The sequence below is a fragment of the Candidatus Obscuribacterales bacterium genome (assembly GCA_036703605.1).
Classification (GTDB): domain Bacteria; phylum Cyanobacteriota; class Cyanobacteriia; order RECH01; family RECH01; genus RECH01.
Map to the genome: position 1 here is coordinate 1 of DATNRH010000861.1, position 16763 is coordinate 16763.

The following is a 16763-nucleotide window of genomic DNA, read 5'->3' on the forward strand; positions in this document are numbered from 1 at the left end:
TAGGCCCGTCACCTCCGCCGATTCTCCCGTTTCCCCCACCCCAAAATGCAGAGATCCTTGGCGGCTGGACGTACTGCCCCCGGTCATGGCACCGCTAGCATCGAGCAATTCTCCATCCAACGTGACGATGCGGTACCGACCAATGTGGGGGCGGGCATCCTGAAGGTTCGAGAAGACCACGGTATTGCCAAACACATGGGCAAACACCACCCGATAGCGATCGTCACAGTCAATCAGCCGACTGGCATAGTCAATAAAGCCTCGCGGCTGTTGGGCAGGATTGATCGGCGATAGTCGCGACGCACGGATTTTGTTCAATGGCAAGAAAGTCGCCCGCCCAGCCCGCTTTTGCTTGAGCAGTTCAATACCCGCTGCGGCTATTCCATCATCTTCCACCACCAGATGCCCCAAGCGACCACCAGCAGCAATTTCCAGCGCCAGTTGATACTCTGCTTCCACTCGACCGAGCTGGGCCACCAGCCCGCAGATCCCCGGCAAGTTAGCCTGGGTGAGCAGGCGCGTGGCTCCCGTTCCATGGGCATCCTGCATAGCCTGCACTTGGGCTTCTAGGCGATCGAGCTGGCGTTGTTTATCCCGCTGCTCTCGCAGCAGGCGATCGCTAGTCTCCTGCTGCAGCTTCAGTTGAGCCTCGGTAGCGCTCAAAGCCTGGGCCCGCTGCTGCACCTGCTGGCGCTGCTGTTGGTGTTCGGTTTGTAGACTGGTCTGCTGCTGCTGGTGCTCGGCCAGATCGCCAGCGATCGCCTCTAGGGTTTGCCGATGCTCTTGAATTTTTTGCTGGAGCTGATGCACCCGTTCCTGTAGCGTTGCCTGCTCGCGCCGCCCTGGCTCTAGTTCCTGCAGCCGCGATTCAATCCGGTGCCGCAACTCCGTTTGCTGTTGAATCCAGGCGGCCGACGCCGAGGCGATCGCCTGGGCTGACTCACGACTCGCCTCTAGGGTTTGCTGGGCAGCATCCCGAGCTTGCCGTAGCTGCACCAACTCTTGCGTATCGAGAACTTGCTGATCTGCCTGGAGAGCCTGCAGAGCTTGACGATAGTCATGCAACTCCCGTTGGGTACGGCCCAGTTGCGTGGCTGTCTCTTGGCTGGCCGTGATCAACGCTTGCTCTTGGCGCTGAAGCTGCCGCAACTCTGCCTGCCGCGTTGCGAGAGTCGCCTGTAGTCCTAGCTGCTCATCTTCCCCCAGGGCTTTCACCCGCCGGTTCAACTCCTCCAAAGCCTCTGTCGCCTGGGCAATATCCACTGCCAGAACCTGAAGCTGGGTGCTGTAGTCAGCTAGGGCTTGATGGCTGGCTTCAAGCTGCTGTTGGAGCTGCTCCGCCTGCCGTTGGCGATCGCGCCAGTGGAGCACGGCCTCCCACTGACTTTTATCCTGAAACTCCGCTCGCAGAGCCTGGTACTTCTCCGCTTTGATTCGATCCTGGGCCAGGCGATCGCGCTGGGCAATCAACTCCCGTTCCACGATGCGAAACTGCTCCTCCCGTTCCTTCACCGCATCCAGCTTACCCGTCGCTTGAATAATTTTGCGATCGAACGCAGCCACCCCTGCCAGCTCGTCAATAATCTCGCGGCGTTCCCGAGGATTCATGGAAATAATGCTGGTGACGTCCCCCTGTAGAACAACGTTGTAGCCTTCGGGATACACGTGAAAGCGGTGCAGGTGGTCGTGAAGCTGGGTGAGGGTACAGGGCTGATCGTTGATGTAGTAGTTGGAGGTGTAGGTACCCTGGGGCGTCACCCGCAGCTTCCGGGTCACCCTCCATTCCCCCGTAGCCAAAATTTCCTGCAGCAGCGGATCGGGCTCATCCTCAAAGGCGTAGCGATCTGGCTCAGGAGCAGGAGGCGTCTCGGGCGGCCCATGTCCATTGAGATCTGCCCCATTGAGATTTGACCCATTAAAATCTGGATCAAGCCCCTGCTCTTCTGGCATGTCCCCCAACTCGTCAGGCACCTCGTCGGGAGCTTCAGGAGATGATGGTGGTGGAGAAGCGATCGCCCTTCCCCCCACAGCATCCTCCGGCTCCATCTGAAACGTCACGGTGACACTAGCTTCCACCGTAGAGCGACTGCGGCTCGAATGATTTTGGTTGACCAAATCTGGTAGTCGCTCTGCCCGCATCCCCTTGGAACCAGACAGGCCTAGGGCAAACAGCAGCGCATCCAAGATATTGGACTTTCCCGACCCATTGGGGCCAGAAACAACGGTGAACCCAGGCAGCAACGGGACTGCCGTCGTCCCGCCAAAGGACTTGAAGTGAGAGAGTTCAACCCGCTTAATGAACACTAGGGATTGCCGCGATGCGCTTCAGTACAAATATACTACATCCATGGAGGTATGGCCCATGGAGAAATCAACCACTGTGCCTCAATCCTAATGCACTGGGTTGATATCCACCTAGGATTGCCGCAATAGCCATGGATGACGTAGTCGAATTATAGGCAATGATTGGAAATTAACGCTAAATGTAGCGTATTTCTCCAACGCTCTCCCTAGAAGTCAAATGGAGCGCTCAGGTTTGCAGCAGCTAAACCCACATGGAAAGGTTCCGAGGACACATCTTCGGAAGGCGCAAATCTTCGATGTTGCCTGACCCCTAGCAGCAGGATTAGCCCAAAACCGGAGATTTGCGCAAACCCATGGCAGTATCTAGATCGGCTCTAGGTAAACTGCTGACTGAGGGCAACGGGATTATGCACCGTAATCCGTTTTTTGTGAATGGAGATCATACCCTCTTGACGCAGGTCTCCCAGCAGTCGGGTCACGGTTACCCTGGTTGAGCCAATGGCCTCAGCGATCGCTTGGTGAGATAGCTTTAGGTCAATGGTGATGCCTTCTTGACTAGGAACGCCAAAGTCACGGCAGAGAATCAGCAAAAAGCTGACCAACCGCGATCCCATATCTCGATGGGCCAGGGTCTCGATCATCATTTCGGTTTGCAAGATCCGAGATGACAACCCCCGCAACATAATCATCGAGAGTTCAGGATTTTCGTGAAAGGCTTTCTCAACCTGGTCGATCGGCAACGACAGCAGTTCCACCGGCGTGAAAGCCACGGCATGGTAGAAGCGATCGGAACGATGTCCCGTAATCAGCGACAGTACTCCAAATACACTATTTTCCCGAAGCAACGCCACGGTGATTTCTTCGCCCGCTTCGTAGACTCGGGAGAGCTTGACCGCTCCACTGAGCAAGAAGTAGACGCGCTCCGCCGGGTCTCCTGGGAAAAAGATTGTTTTGCCACGTTCAAAGGTCTCGACCATCGGTGGAAATGCACCTCCGCTGATCTGGCGGAATACATTTGCCAACGGCTTGTCTTGCGTTACTACCATAGCCCTCGCCCTACCCAATCTCCTAAAGAGTTCTCGTTCACTGTTCGAGCAAGTCGCCTAAGCACGTTTGTGAATCGGCTAAACCAGATTTTGCAACTAAACTCTGACCTTACATCACTAAAACTTAACTTATGGGTGCTTTTTTGTGCTCCATGCTACATATTTTTTGAGTCTTTGATAAAGAAGGCATGGAGTTTAACAAGGGAGGGAGGGCGATCGCTAGGACTAGCAAGGCTAAGCATCCCTTAGGTATCAGCCTATACACTACATGTAGCGCTTATAACTGCCTCCACACCACACCTGTCTTGTGCTAACCCCAGCCCAAATTTGCCAACCGTTCACCGAGCAATTCTTGGGGTTGTCCTCTATCTTTATGTCCCCATTTTTCAGTATTCTCCTAATGGCGATCGCATCCAGCCCGTTCCTCAGTTTGGGCCAAGCAAACTAACGTTATGACGTGACGTGGGAGCAGCATTGCGAAATCCTTGGCTGCCTCTCCCATCCCTGCTGTCGCCACCTGGAATCTTTAACGCTGTGAATCAACTGTCATGCTGAACCTGACCGGAAAAAATGCCCTCGTAACCGGCATTGCCAACAATCGTTCCATTGCCTGGGGCATCGCTCAGCAACTGCATCAAGCGGGTGCAAACCTCGGCATCACCTATCTCCCAGACGATAAGGGTCGGATGGAAACCAAGGTGGCTGAGCTGGTTGAACCCCTGAAACCCAGCTTATTCCTGCCCTGTAACGTCCAAGATGACGAACAAATTGAGACGCTGTTTCAAACGGTGCAAGAGCAATGGGGCAAGATCGACATTTTGATCCACTGCCTAGCTTTTGCCCGACGAGATGACCTCACCGGCAACTTTAGCCAAACGTCCCGTGCAGGGTTCACCACGGCGTTGGATATCAGCACCTACTCCTTGGTCAAGCTTAGCCAAGGGGCCGCGGCACTGATGAGCGAGGGAGGGAGCATCGTCACCCTCACCTACCTAGGCGGCGTCAAGGTGATACCCAACTATAATGTAATGGGGGTAGCCAAGGCGGCTCTAGAGATGAGTGTGCGGTACCTTGCAGCAGAGCTTGGCCCTCAGAATATCCGCGTTAATGCTATTTCAGCCGGCCCGATTCGCACCCTAGCTTCATCGGCGATCGGCGGCATCCTCGACATGATCCACCACGTGGAAGAAATCGCACCCCTGCGACGCACCGTCACCCAAACCGAAGTAGGCAATACCGCCGCCTTCCTCTGTAGCGATCTGTCCAGTGGAATGACAGGACAGGTACTCTACGTTGATGCAGGCTACGAGATTATGGGCATGTAGGCAGGAGCTGCACCAGTTCGGTTCAATCGTTACACAGGGATAGGGATATGCAAACACGCGATCGCCAACAGTTGGAAGAATCTGGGGGGCTAGAGTTTCCCTTACGCACCGCGTCGGTGAATCGGGCAACGCAGGAAACCCAGGTTCACGTCAGTGTCAATGTCGATGGGCAAGGGATCGCCAACGTGGATACGGGCATTCCCTTCCTTGACCATATGCTGCATCAGATCTCGTCCCATGGACTGCTGGATCTGGATATTCAAGCTCAGGGCGACATTGAAATTGATGATCACCACACCAATGAAGATGTGGGCATTACCTTCGGGCAGGCGCTGCACCAGGCCTTAGGCGATCGCAAGGGTATTGTCCGGTTTGGCCATTTCATCGCCCCCCTCGATGAGGCCTTGGTGCAGGTGAGCCTTGATTTTTCTGGACGCCCCCACCTCAGCTATGGTCTAGAGATTCCCACCCAACGCGTCGGCAGCTACGACACCCAACTCGTGCGAGAGTTCTTCGTTGCCGTAGTCAACCACAGCCAAATGACGCTACACATTCGCCAACTGGATGGCATCAACTCCCATCACATCATCGAAGCCACCTTCAAAGCCTTCGCCCGCGCCATGCGCATGGCCCTAGAAATCGATCCCCGCCGGGCGCATTTAATTCCCAGCTCCAAGGGTGTTCTGTAGGGCCAGCACGTATGCCAGAAGGGCCAGAAATTCGCCGGGCAGCGGATGCGATCGCTGCTGCCGTGGTCAACCAACCAATTCAAGACCTATTTTTTGCCTTCGATCGCCTCAAGCCCTACGCTGAATCCCTTGCCCGCCAACAGATTACAGACGTACAGACCAAGGGCAAGGCAATTCTCCTCCGGTTCGACCATCAGCTTTCAATTTATAGCCACAACCAGTTGTATGGGGTGTGGATGATTCGACGCGCCTATGCCTTTCCCGATACGAAACGCCAGCTTCGCCTGGCCATTCACACCGCCAAAAAATCCGCGCTGCTCTACAGCGCCTCAGACATTGAGGTGCTCACCGACCACGAGATCGATGAGCACCCCTTCCTCAGTAAGCTAGGGCCCGATGTGCTGGATGCCAACACCACCATTGAGCAGGTGTGCGATCGCCTCCTTGATGCCAAATTTCGGCGACGGCGCTTGGGCTCTCTCCTGCTCGACCAGCATTTTCTCTGTGGGTTGGGCAACTACCTAAGAAGCGAAGTCCTGTTCTTAGCGGGACTGCATCCCAGCCATCGTCCCATGGATTGCCCCGAGGATGCCCTGTATCGGCTAGCGGAGGCAGCGATCGCCCTCTCCCGCCGCTCCTACGAAACCGGCGGCATCACCAACGACGTAGAGCGAGCCCAGCACCTCAAGCAGCAAGGCCATGCCCACCGCGACTATCGCCACTATGTGTTTGCCCGCAGTGGTAAACCCTGCTATACCTGCGGCACCAGCCTTGTGAAAGACATAGCCGGAGGACGGCGATATTATGCTTGCCCTACCTGCCAGCCTAGTCCGTAAGTTCACAGCAAAATCTGCTCCCAACCCATTAGGTGCTGAGAACAGATCTATGAACATTATGGCAAAGAAGTCGAGCCATGAGATTCAAGCACGTTTCATCATCTCATCGCCGCAGTCTAATCGCCGAATAGCTAGGAAGACTTTTTAGAACTACGCCAGGCCTCGGTCATGCGTCCAAGATTGAGGCGAAACTCACCCCAGCCCAAGCGACTGCCCGCCGAGTCTTCATCCCAGGATGCCGATAGCACCCCATAGCTCAATCCCACAACGCCTAGACCGAAGAACCCTAAACTGACCAGCAGCACCGCTGTTGGAGGCAGCTTAAAGAGCTCCTGGGTTACGACAACATAGCTGACAATAAAGGTAGAAATCCCCAGCACCGTCGGCACACCGCAAAAAAGCGCCATGCGTCGAATCATGCGGCGGCTGACCACCTCGGGGATGGCCATGGAGTTGGCGCTGGGCGATCGCTTCGCAGCCGATGAAGACGAGGCAGGGCGGCTAGTCGCAGCCGGGGCAGGCTTTTTCTCCGTCTTTTTGCGGTTGCTAGACGGCTCAAACGGAAGGCGATCGGCGTCGGTCGATTTGTCGTTTGACTTAGACCCCATGGCGCTTAACCGCGAATGCCAAGACGGGTAATCAGGGCACGATAGCGTTCTTGATCATGCTTGAGAATATAGGCGAGGAGCCGTTTCCGCTGACCAATAATTTTCAGCAAGCCACGCCGGGAGGAGTGATCCTTCTTGTTGACTTTAAGGTGGGCACTGAGCTGGTTAATGCGCTCGGTGAGCATGGCCACCTGTACATCAGCCGATCCGGTATCGGTTTCGTGGACTTGGAAGTCGGTGATAATCTTTTGTTTTTGCTCTTGCAACAAAGCCATGGGTCGTCTGTTCTCTATCAACGCAGTCGAAGCTACTCATCATATCATAGCGGGTCATGCTGTCGGAAGGGTACCTCAGCGGCATGACTCAGACCTAGCTAGTCTCGGCTCAGCCAGGCGATCGCTTCCCGAATCCACAGCTCTACATCCGTACTTTTCGACAGCGTGGAATATTGCCCCACGGTTCGCAGAGCTTCCATAATTTCTTGGGTACTGTAGCCCAGGGCCATCAGGGTAATTTCCACATCTTCCTGCACGGCAGGCACAGGCGCTGCATCGGGAGCACTGGTCATCAGCCCCGATTGATGTCGCCATTCGGCTAATTTACTGCGCAATTCCAAGGAAATCCGCTCCGCTGTTTTTGCCCCCACACCGGGCGTGCGGGACAGCATGCGAATATTGCTGGACACGATCGCCTGTATCAGATCTTGAATGCCTAGGGTATCTAGCAGCGCCAGGGCAAGCTGAGGGCCAATGCCGCTCACGGCAATCAGTTGACGAAATAAATCGCGCTCTGCCGGCGAGAGAAAGCCAAAAAAGCTCTGCTGATCATCGCGCCAGTGCAGATGGGTGAACACCTGCGTCGATGCGCCGATGGTGAAGGTGCTGAGGCTACGCGGCAGAATTTGTAGCTCATAGCCAATGTGGTTCACCTCCAAAATCAGCAGCCAGCGGTTATTGGGCAGGGCTTGCAGGGCAGCGACGGTGCCCGTGAGGTAGCTAATCATTCAGAGTGGGATCTAAAAAGCCAAAATGGTGGAGTCCTTGCAGAATACCACCGGCACAGGGGCGATCGGCGAGAAAGCGATCGCTGGATGGATGGTGATGATGCCAGGTAATTAACTCTGGCTTCGCATTGCCAACAATAATGCCCTTTGCCTCAGCATGCTCATACATGGCCAGGTCATTCCCCGAATCACCGCAGACCACTGTGCGCTCCGGTGGCATCTGGAACATCTGCTGCAAAAACTGCACCGCCGCCCCTTTATTGCCGTGGCGCGGCAGCAGATCTAGATCCACACCACTGCTGTAGACCACCTGCACCGCCAACCCCGCCTGCTGAAAAGCAGATTGGAGCAACGGCAGCAGGCGATCGCCCTCCTCGGGTTCAACACAATAGCTCAGCTTATAGAGCAATTGTTCTGAAGCCGGCTGGGGTGTTAACTCAGGATAGCGGGCGGCGATCGCTGCTACCTGATGACGCTCCCAACCTTGGTTAAGATGCTCGACCCAAGCTGGATCCGGGGTGGAACTCTTGCCGGTATAAATCTCAGTGCCCACAGCCAACACCCGCACATCCGGCTCCAGCAGCGCCACCTCACGGGTGAGTTGGTCATACCGGGTGGGCGATCGCCCCGTGGAATAGACCAGGATAGTGCCGTAGCGATCGCGATGCCGAGCCAGGCAATGATTCAAACGAGCCAAGGCTACAGGATCACCGACCAAGGTTCCATCTAAATCCGTGATGAACAAAAAGGGAGACACCAGACTTCCTCAACGCAACAACTATGTCTCAAGAGCTACGTTACGAAAGCGAGGCGCTGCGGTCAAGCGGTTACCCCAACGTTTCTCCCTCCGATCAAAATCACCGCACAATCACCGCAAAACCCTGCTCCTTGAAGTGTAAACCGCCGATCACACCAGGGCAACACATGAACTCGGAGCATAAAAAAAGCGCCCCTGTCTGTTGACAGCGACGCTTCCTAGTACACGAGAACGTTTGGGGAGGCTCGATTAGCCGCCCGCCACCGCTGGCACAATGCTGACTTCATCGCCATCCTTCAGGGCTGTACCAGCCCCATCTAGGAAGCGAATATCTTCGCTATTGACGTAGAAATTGATGAAGCGCCGCAATTGGCCTTGGTCATCACAGAGCCGCGCCCGAATGCCAGGATAGGCTTGCTCCAGAGCATCAAGCAATTCGGTAATCGTACCGCCACTGCATTCAATGGTGGCTTGATCGCGGGTAAATTTTTGGAGCGGAGTTGGAATCAGTACCTTAACAGCCATAATTTCGTGAATGTGAATCGTTCCTGTGAATTGCTTGAACATTAAACGTCGGACTAACCTAGTCTAAGACTGGTCTAGACCAAAACTTGCTGCCACTCCAAGCGATCCAGGGTGCGCGATCGCTCTAGAGCACGCTCAAAGCTTTCTAGCTTCGGCTCGATGGTGAAGGGTTCGCCCACACAGCCCTGGACAGCTTCCTGAGTCTTGAGACCATTGCCAGTAATGTAGGCAACGGTGGTCTCTTCAGGGTCAATCTTGCCAGCTTCTACCAGCTTCTTGAGTACAGCAATGGTGGTACCGCCAGCAGTTTCCGTGAACACACCTTCGGTTTCTGCCAGCAGGCGAATACCGTCGATGATTTCTTCATCGGTGACCGACTCAATGTTGCCGTTGGTCTTCCGCGCTACTTCCAGAGCATACACACCATCCGCAGGATTGCCAATCGCGATGGACTTAGCAATGGTGCTGGGTTTTACAGGATTGATGAAGTCCCGTCCTTCTTCAAAGGCTTGGGCAATGGGAGAGCAGCCCACGGCTTGAGCACCGCTAAACCGCACTGCTTTGTCGTCTACTAAGCCCACATTAATGAACTCTTGGAAACCCTTGTAGATCTTGGTGAACAGAGAGCCCGATGCCAGCGGCGCAACGATGTGATCCGGCAACTGCCAGCCGAGTTGTTCTGCCACTTCATAGCCCAGGGTCTTGGAACCCTCGGAATAGTAGGGACGTAGGTTGATGTTCACGAAGCCCCAGCCTTGGGTGTTGGCCACTTCAGAACAGAGGCGATTGACTTGGTCGTAGTTACCTTTCACCGCCATGACCGTGGGGTTGTAAATCAGAGTACCCAGCACTTTGCCGGCTTCTAGATCGGAAGGAATAAATACACAGCAGTCTAGGCCTGCATGGGCAGCGATCGCCGCCGTGGAGTTGGCCAGATTGCCGGTGCTAGCGCAGGATACGGTGGAGAATCCTAGCTCCCGGGCCCGGGTCAGCGCCACGGAAACCACCCGATCCTTGAAGCTCAGGGTCGGCATATTGACCGCGTCATTTTTAATATAGAGACGCTTAAGACCTAGACGACGAGCCAAGCGATTTGCCTGCAGCAGCGGCGTCATCCCCGTGCCCACATCAATTGGATTATCTGAGGTGACCGGCAAAAAGTCGCGGTAGCGCCAGATGGAGTTGGGGCCGGCTTGAATCGTCTCCCGCGTAACGGTGCGGCGGAGAAATTCGTAGTCGTAGGTAACTTCTAGAGGGCCGAAACAAACATCTTCGCAAACATGCAACGCCTTGAGGTCATATTCTGTGCCACATTCTTTACAGCGAAGTGCTTTGATGGCCGTGGAGCGGGTAGAACGGGGTGGTGCCTGAGTCATGAAAATTCTCGTTGAGTACTAGGGTCGAAAAGTTTAGATGGGTCAGCATTCACATCCGGGAGTCACAAAGGTAGGGAATACCTGGGAGCGATCGCTCTACGTCAGATGAGATGGGCGATCCAGTGAGCTGACTTCACCAGACTAGACCCGATAGTATCACGGGGAAAAATCACCGTCAAACAAAGCCGACTTTTTAAGTCGGGATTAAGCAAAACAATTGCCATCAAGGGTTCCAGCCCTTACAAGCGAGGCTCCTCTAAGTTCAGGCTCAAAAAACATCAGAAAACATCAGAGATTTTTGTCCGTCAATCAAACAAAAATCCTGGAATCCCGGTTCTCTTGTAGGCTGCGCTGACGCTAACCCAACGGCATTTGAGCTGGTGCTGGGTTTTCCGTTGCCCAACCTAGCCTACGCAAAAAGATGGGTCAGTCAATCAAGTCGATCAAGCAACCATCAAGCAAAAGGTTCGCCAACCAGCGACAACCACAGAAGACCTGAGATTACTGCATCGATAGACTACTGCATCGGTCAGCTCTGCTGACCTAGGGCATCCACCTTGTCCCAATTTAGGCTCGCTGGCGCGGCATCTTCGTCGTCGAACTCGCGTTTTTAAGTCCCACATTAAGCGATTGCAATTAAATCGATTCTCGCTTCACAATCGTTAGAAAATTCTGAGCCTGTACCATTTTATTTCGTAGCTTTTTATTAGGTATTCAAGATGACATTATGCGATCGCCTTCATCTTTTTTTACACCCATAAACGGTAGCGAATATTTCATTTTCCAGAACTTTTATGAGCGTGTCTTTTATACATTACTGAGAATTGACACCCTATTGTAAAGCTCACTACCGATCTATTTTGTTACATATCGAAAATATGCGATCGTAAATTTTTAATTCTATAAAGCTTGTCTGATACGCTCAAATCTAGGCAGGAATAGGCTGATCCCAGTTTTCACCTCTTCAAACTGAGGGTGTAAGTCTCTCATATTTTGTCTACACTGTAGGTAGTAGAGATCGCAAAAGATAGAGAATCATCTAGAAAAATGATAATTTCGTTTCTTCGTTTTTTTAGAGTTCTTCTACTCCCATAAAGCCTTAATCGAAAATTAATCTCACATCTTTACATACCTTGATGAAAAGAGAAGGGAGAACTACCCAGAAATTAGGTAGCTTACCGAATTGTGGAGCACCCTAAGTTCTGACAGGATTAAAGCTAGATACTTTACGAACATCAAACCAGTTTTAGTCCATGCCCGCCTTAAACACATAATTTAGTGGCTGTCACGCTCATTTACACGCACTCAGAAAGGTTAAATACGTTTATGAATACTTGTCCCTGCTGCTCTGAACCTCTTCTCCGTCATGCCCGCCGAGGTGGTGTCTACTGGTTTTGCCCTCACTGCCGCCAAGAAATGCCCAATCTCACTGCCGTTGTCATGGGCTATCATCACTCCGTCGAGATAGTATCCGTTTCCACCTCACTGCCACTACCGAGTGAACTTGTTGAAGCGTGCTAGACCTCTCCCACCCGCTAATCAACAGCCGTATCATCATCTGCCATCCTTTAGGGTCGTCCTGCTAAAACAACTATCCAATCCTTGATACAGCATCTCTGATCACCATTCCTGGGTCTCTGAAGCGCGCATTCCTACGGCACGAAGCCTTCCTTGCATAGCGATCGCTGCCCGAGCTATTGACCCTACCCTGTTCACCGCTGCCCATACCCTAACGTGCACAAGCTCCAATCCATATCTGCTAAGAACAGCCCTTGAACGACTCAAGCTGTTCTCCCGGCATCTAGCCCCTCGTCCCGGCCTGGAATGAGGGGTTTGCCGTAGGGTAGATTCCCCAGTTCCAGCCATGGACACCGATGCAGTCCCTTGAGCTATCCTTGCTCACGGAACTACCTAGGGTAGATCTCCCCAAAGCGTAACCCGCTACAAGAACTACAACGATGACTTAGGGTTTAAGATAAGATGCTCGTGATATGGGTTGAGCACACCATGGATGGAAGCGACAGAATTTTCAACACCGTCTCCCTTGATGCGATATTGTCCTGCCTGTGGACAGCCGACCTTTGCACCTAATTCGCCCAAGTCGTATCACTGCCCTAGCTGTGAGTTTGTCCTCTTTTTAAATCCATCAGCTGCGGTGGCGGTGATTGTTGAATGCGATCGCCACCTGCTAATGGCGGTACGCGGGACAGCACCGGGCAAAGGGCTGCTGGATCTTCCCGGTGGATTTGTAGATCCGCAGGAAACGGCAGAGCAGGCCTTAGCTCGGGAACTCCAGGAAGAATTAGGGCTCACTGGCGTTCAACCCAGATACTTTGCGTCTTTTCCCAATGTCTATCCCTATCGAGGGATTGTGTATCAAACCACCGATTTGATTTACACCCTCGCCTTAAGCGATCGCCCCTACCTAGAAGCCGCTGATGATGTGGCACAGGTAGCATGGATCCACCGCGATACATTGGCGATGGACAAGATTGCCTTTCCTTCTATTCGCCAAGCCGTGGGAGCCTATCTTAATCAGGTTTGTCCAGTCTAAGGGCGATCGCCTGCTGGAGACGCTCGATACTGGCATTGGGCTCCAAGAAAGAAAATAAATGGCGAAAGAGCAGCCGTCCTTGGCGATCGATCAAAAACTGGGCGGGCAGGGGAGCGCCCAGCGCTTGCCCCACGTGGTAAGTCCGAAAAACACGGCAGGCTGGATCGCTCAACAAGGGCATAGTTAGCCCCAAATCCTGCTGTACCTGTTGGCTTTGCTGTGGATCGGTGCTGGTGATCATCAACAGGGCTACCCCTTGGCGAGCCCAGGCTTCGGCCATCTGGTTCACCGCCACGATATGGGGAAAGCAGAGAGGACAGTATTGCTTTGCCGTAAAAATGCGCGTGAAGTAGAGCAGCGTCAGGCGGTGGGTAGCATCGGCAGGGGCCTGGTGGGTATAGTCGGCCAAGCGCAGGGTGCGATCGCTGCCCACTTCCGGCAGTTCAAACGGTGGCACCAAACTGCCAACCTGGATACGGTTGGATGCAGGTAACGGCCACAGGTTCTTGAAAAATCGACGATTGACTAACCCGCGAAAGTCTGTAGACGTCAGCAGCGCCATAGGGATAACGACCCAAAAAATATCCTCTCCCTCACCCTAGCGCACCTTACATACCCTAGGGCAAAGGCAATGGCTGGGGGAGGCAGAGGAAGAATGCATGTCTACAATGTCAAACAGCGTCAAACTCTAAGGGCTGGACTACACAGCGGCGAAGAATTCCTTCGATTTCACCGGATCAGGCGTCATGGTTTTTTCGCCCGGCTGCCAGCCTGCGGGGCAGACTTCATCGGGGTGACTTTGCACATATTGAATGGCTTGGAGCGTCCGTAGCGTTTCGTCTACGCTACGACCAAAGGACAGGTTGTTGATGGTGGAATGCTGAATCACACCGTCTTTATCGATGAGGAACAGACCTCGCAGGGCCACACCGGCATCCGGTTCGAGGACGTTGTAGGCTAGGCTAATTTCCTTTTTGATATCAGAAACCAGCGGATAGTTGAGGTCACCCACCCCCCCCGATTTGCGATCGCTCTGAATCCAGGCGAGGTGAGAAAATTCGCTATCCACCGAAACGCCAAGAACTTCCGTGTTGAGCGTCTTGAACTCATCGTAGCGATCGCTGAATGCAGTGATTTCAGTCGGACAGACAAAGGTAAAGTCTAGGGGATAGAAAAACAAAACAACGTATTTCCCCTTGTAATCAGAAAGCTTAATAGTCTTAAACTCTTGATCGATTACGGCTGTTGCGGTGAAGTCCGGTGCCGGCTGACCAACTCGAAGGCATCCTTCCGTCATATCGTTAATCTCCTTGAATCTGAACGTGCATCATCGCTTGCTAAACAGGACTGCCAGTGTTTTCATCCTAGCAATCCCAACACTGAGACGGCTCCCCAGAACCTTGGCGATCGCCCCGGTAGACCACGACGCAAACGTTACGAACCGTTACAAATATATCATAGTCATAACGATTTTGAGTAAAGTCTGGACGAGCCGGATCCGAGGGATACATCAGCCATTACCTTCGGAGCTGTAATAGCAGGAAACCCTGACGCGAAACGGATTAGGCTAAAGACTTAAGCGTTTGTTAGCGTTGTATCTTGTATCCGTATACCCGCATCTAGAAACCTGTGAATTTTACGATCCAGAATGTTCTCATCCTTGATAGCCAAGGATATCAAACGGTTGATGTTCAGGTCGCCGTATCTGACGAAGGCGCATCTTCCATCGTGGCGATCGCTCCCAATCTTGCGCCCATGGGCAGGTTAGTTGATGGCAAACACAAGCTGTTGTTGCCTGGTTTTGTCAACGCCCACACCCACTCCTCGGAAATGTGGCAGCGGGGGATTATCCCACCCTACCCCCTAGAGCTTTGGATCGCTGAACTCTATGAGTTTACCCCCCTCAAGCCTCACCAAATCTACTTAAGCGCCCTCGGCACCGCCGTCGAAACCTTGCTCTCCGGCGGCACCACCGTGGTCGATCACTTGGTGATTATTCCGGGGCTAGAGAAAGAATCTGTCAAGGCCGCCATTCAAGGCTATCGAGAGGCCGGCATTCGCGCCTTCGTCGGTCCCCTGATTCAAGATCAGGCCCTAGGGGCGAGTTTGCCCACCGGCGGCACATCGGTAGACTTCGCACCGCACTACCACGGCACACCTGAGCTGCTGCAATTGATGGAAGAACTGGTGCAAGACTACCATCGTCCTGATGAGGGCATCCACATCATGACCGCTCCTACAGGGCCGCAGCTATGCTCCGATGCACTGTTTGAAGGGTGCGTAGACCTCAGCGATCGCTACCAGCTTTGTCGCCACACCCACCTGCTAGAAACCCGCGCCCAAAACATGCTGGCCCATGAAAAATATGGCTGCAGCGCCGCCAAGCATCTGCACGATCTGGGTTTCTTGGGCGATCGCACGTCCCTGGCTCACTGTGTATGGCTTGAGGATGAAGACATTCAGTATCTTGCCACCACTCGATCCACCGTCGTTCATAACCCTCTAAGCAATCTACGTTTGGGCAGTGGCATTGCCCCGGTGTTGAAATATCGCCAAGCCGGCATCAATGTCACCTTCGGCTGCGATGGTTCTGCCAGCAATGACTCCCAAGATCTCCTTGAAGCGATCAAAATCGGCACCATTCTGCACAACCCCACCGATTTAGACTACCGCCATTGGATCACCCCCAGGGAAGCGATCGCCATGGCCTCCCTTGGTGGTGCAACCGGTCTAGCCCTGCAGGATCAGATCGGCTCCCTAGAGGTGGGCAAGCAAGCAGATTTTGTGCTCTATGACCTCACCAGCCTGTCCCTTCTGCCCCGCACCGATCCGGCAGGGCTGTTGATTTTAGGACGACCCACCCAAGCGGTGTCTAGCGTTTGGGTGAATGGACGTCAGGTGGTGGCTGATGGGCAACCCACCCAGGTCAACGTCAAAACTCTCCGACAAGACCTGTTCAACCACAGCGAATGGGCCACCAACCGTACCTCAGCCATGGCCAGCGAGTTTGAAACCCGCTACCGAGCTGTCATGGATCTTTGAGACATGTCCCATGCCTAACCTAAGTTCGGGATAAGCTGAAAACCTCATTCTCTCGTGGGCTGAGAGCTAGATTCGTTCATACAACAAGATGAAAAATTCCCTTAACCCGAACTGACGTTATGCCTAGATGATGGAAACCGCTGAGGTTGATCAGGGAACCACCGTCACCGGCATTCCTGGATACACGCTGGCATAAAGAGCTTCCACGTCCTCATTGTGCATCCGCAAGCAACCGTGGGAGACGGCTTCACCAATCAAGTCAGCTTCATTGGTGCCATGGAATCCAAAGGCATTTTTGTCTTCGCGCCAAAACTCGATCCAACGGGTGCCAATGGGGCTATCTGGGCCTGGATCAATCAACTCTCTGGTAACCGGATGCCGCCATGCAGGATTTTCCATCATGTGGGTCACGTAAAACTCACCAGCGGGCGTCTCCCAGCCATCTTTACCAATGGCCACCGGGTAGGTGGCTAGCACCTCATCCCCCATCTGCAAGCGCACCTGGCGATCGCTGAGGCTAACAACCAAAAACTTAGGAAGATGACGAGCCGCCATAGCAACCACCTCGTCTGACGGACTCACCTGGGCTGGAGCAGCGAGGGGAGGCTGCAGCATGGCGCGCCAAGCATCTTGACCGGCCTCAATCAGAGAAGGGGAGGAGGCGACCGTGGCGTCATCCGTCACAACCGGGCTAGATC

17 protein-coding genes are annotated in these 16763 nt (G+C 53.7%); 5 read left to right on the forward strand and 12 right to left on the reverse strand.

The features are described 5' to 3' along the window. The coding region (locus V6D20_17755; GenBank protein HEY9817628.1) for an AAA family ATPase at positions 1 to 2304 on the reverse strand (2304 nt) is incomplete at its 3' end. 374 nt (positions 2305 to 2678) lie between these two features. Beyond that, positions 2679 to 3350 (reverse strand): global nitrogen regulator NtcA, encoded by a 672-nt coding sequence (gene ntcA, locus V6D20_17760; protein HEY9817629.1) that lies wholly within the window; start codon positions 3348 to 3350, stop codon positions 2679 to 2681. Between the two features lie 548 nt (positions 3351 to 3898). Here ntcA and fabI point away from each other — a divergent pair. The 3 genes from fabI to nei are packed head-to-tail and all read left to right on the forward strand — an operon-like array spanning position 3899 to position 6200. Further along, positions 3899 to 4675, forward strand: a complete 777-nt coding sequence (gene fabI / locus V6D20_17765; GenBank protein ID HEY9817630.1) for an enoyl-ACP reductase FabI — start codon at positions 3899 to 3901, stop codon at positions 4673 to 4675. A 47-nt stretch (positions 4676 to 4722) separates the two neighbouring features. Beyond that, positions 4723 to 5364 (forward strand): imidazoleglycerol-phosphate dehydratase HisB, encoded by a 642-nt coding sequence (gene hisB / locus V6D20_17770; GenBank protein HEY9817631.1) that lies wholly within the window; start codon positions 4723 to 4725, stop codon positions 5362 to 5364. 11 nt (positions 5365 to 5375) lie between these two features. After that, complete coding sequence (gene nei / locus V6D20_17775) at positions 5376 to 6200, forward strand: endonuclease VIII (GenBank protein HEY9817632.1); 825 nt, start codon at positions 5376 to 5378, stop codon at positions 6198 to 6200. A gap of 131 nt (positions 6201 to 6331) precedes the next feature. Here the strand turns inward: nei and V6D20_17780 are convergent, their stop codons facing one another. The 6 genes from V6D20_17780 to thrC all read right to left on the reverse strand — a co-directional run bounded on the left by V6D20_17780 (position 6332) and on the right by thrC (position 10469). After that, positions 6332 to 6808, reverse strand: coding sequence for a PAM68 family protein (locus V6D20_17780; GenBank protein ID HEY9817633.1), 477 nt, complete (start codon positions 6806 to 6808; stop codon positions 6332 to 6334). 5 nt (positions 6809 to 6813) lie between these two features. Then, complete coding sequence (gene rpsO, locus V6D20_17785; GenBank protein HEY9817634.1) at positions 6814 to 7083, reverse strand: 30S ribosomal protein S15; 270 nt, start codon at positions 7081 to 7083, stop codon at positions 6814 to 6816. A gap of 98 nt (positions 7084 to 7181) precedes the next feature. Next, entirely contained in the window at positions 7182 to 7811 is a 630-nt protein-coding gene (ruvA, locus tag V6D20_17790; GenBank protein HEY9817635.1) for a Holliday junction branch migration protein RuvA, read from the reverse strand. Beyond that, on the reverse strand, positions 7804 to 8568 hold the full coding sequence (locus V6D20_17795; protein HEY9817636.1) for a sucrose-phosphate phosphatase: 765 nt from the start codon (positions 8566 to 8568) through the stop codon (positions 7804 to 7806). Before V6D20_17795 ends, ruvA begins: the two co-directional genes overlap by 8 nt. 249 nt (positions 8569 to 8817) lie before the next feature. After that, complete coding sequence (locus V6D20_17800; GenBank protein HEY9817637.1) at positions 8818 to 9093, reverse strand: ubiquitin-like small modifier protein 1; 276 nt, start codon at positions 9091 to 9093, stop codon at positions 8818 to 8820. A gap of 74 nt (positions 9094 to 9167) precedes the next feature. Continuing rightward, a complete protein-coding gene (gene thrC / locus V6D20_17805) occupies positions 9168 to 10469 on the reverse strand; it encodes a threonine synthase (GenBank protein ID HEY9817638.1) in 1302 nt (433 codons plus the stop codon). Between the two features lie 2011 nt (positions 10470 to 12480). On the opposite strand from thrC, the gene V6D20_17810 reads away from it, so the two are divergent. Further along, entirely contained in the window at positions 12481 to 13023 is a 543-nt protein-coding gene (locus V6D20_17810) for an NUDIX domain-containing protein (GenBank protein HEY9817639.1), read from the forward strand. Here the strand turns inward: V6D20_17810 and V6D20_17815 are convergent. The 3 genes from V6D20_17815 to V6D20_17825 all read right to left on the reverse strand — a co-directional run bounded on the left by V6D20_17815 (position 13001) and on the right by V6D20_17825 (position 14534). Then, a complete protein-coding gene (locus V6D20_17815; GenBank protein ID HEY9817640.1) occupies positions 13001 to 13585 on the reverse strand; it encodes a redoxin domain-containing protein in 585 nt (194 codons plus the stop codon). The genes V6D20_17810 and V6D20_17815 overlap by 23 nt on opposite strands. 138 nt (positions 13586 to 13723) lie before the next feature. Beyond that, a complete protein-coding gene (locus tag V6D20_17820) occupies positions 13724 to 14320 on the reverse strand; it encodes a peroxiredoxin (protein ID HEY9817641.1) in 597 nt (198 codons plus the stop codon). A gap of 67 nt (positions 14321 to 14387) precedes the next feature. Then, the gene (locus V6D20_17825; protein HEY9817642.1) at positions 14388 to 14534 is read right to left on the reverse strand and encodes a hypothetical protein; all 147 of its coding nucleotides are present in this window, start codon (positions 14532 to 14534) and stop codon (positions 14388 to 14390) included. A 118-nt stretch (positions 14535 to 14652) separates the two neighbouring features. On the opposite strand from V6D20_17825, the gene V6D20_17830 reads away from it, so the two are divergent. Further along, a complete protein-coding gene (locus V6D20_17830; protein HEY9817643.1) occupies positions 14653 to 16065 on the forward strand; it encodes an amidohydrolase in 1413 nt (470 codons plus the stop codon). Between the two features lie 150 nt (positions 16066 to 16215). Here the strand turns inward: V6D20_17830 and V6D20_17835 are convergent. Continuing rightward, positions 16216 to 16763 (reverse strand): L,D-transpeptidase family protein (locus V6D20_17835; GenBank protein ID HEY9817644.1); only part of this gene is annotated, 548 nt, incomplete at its 5' end.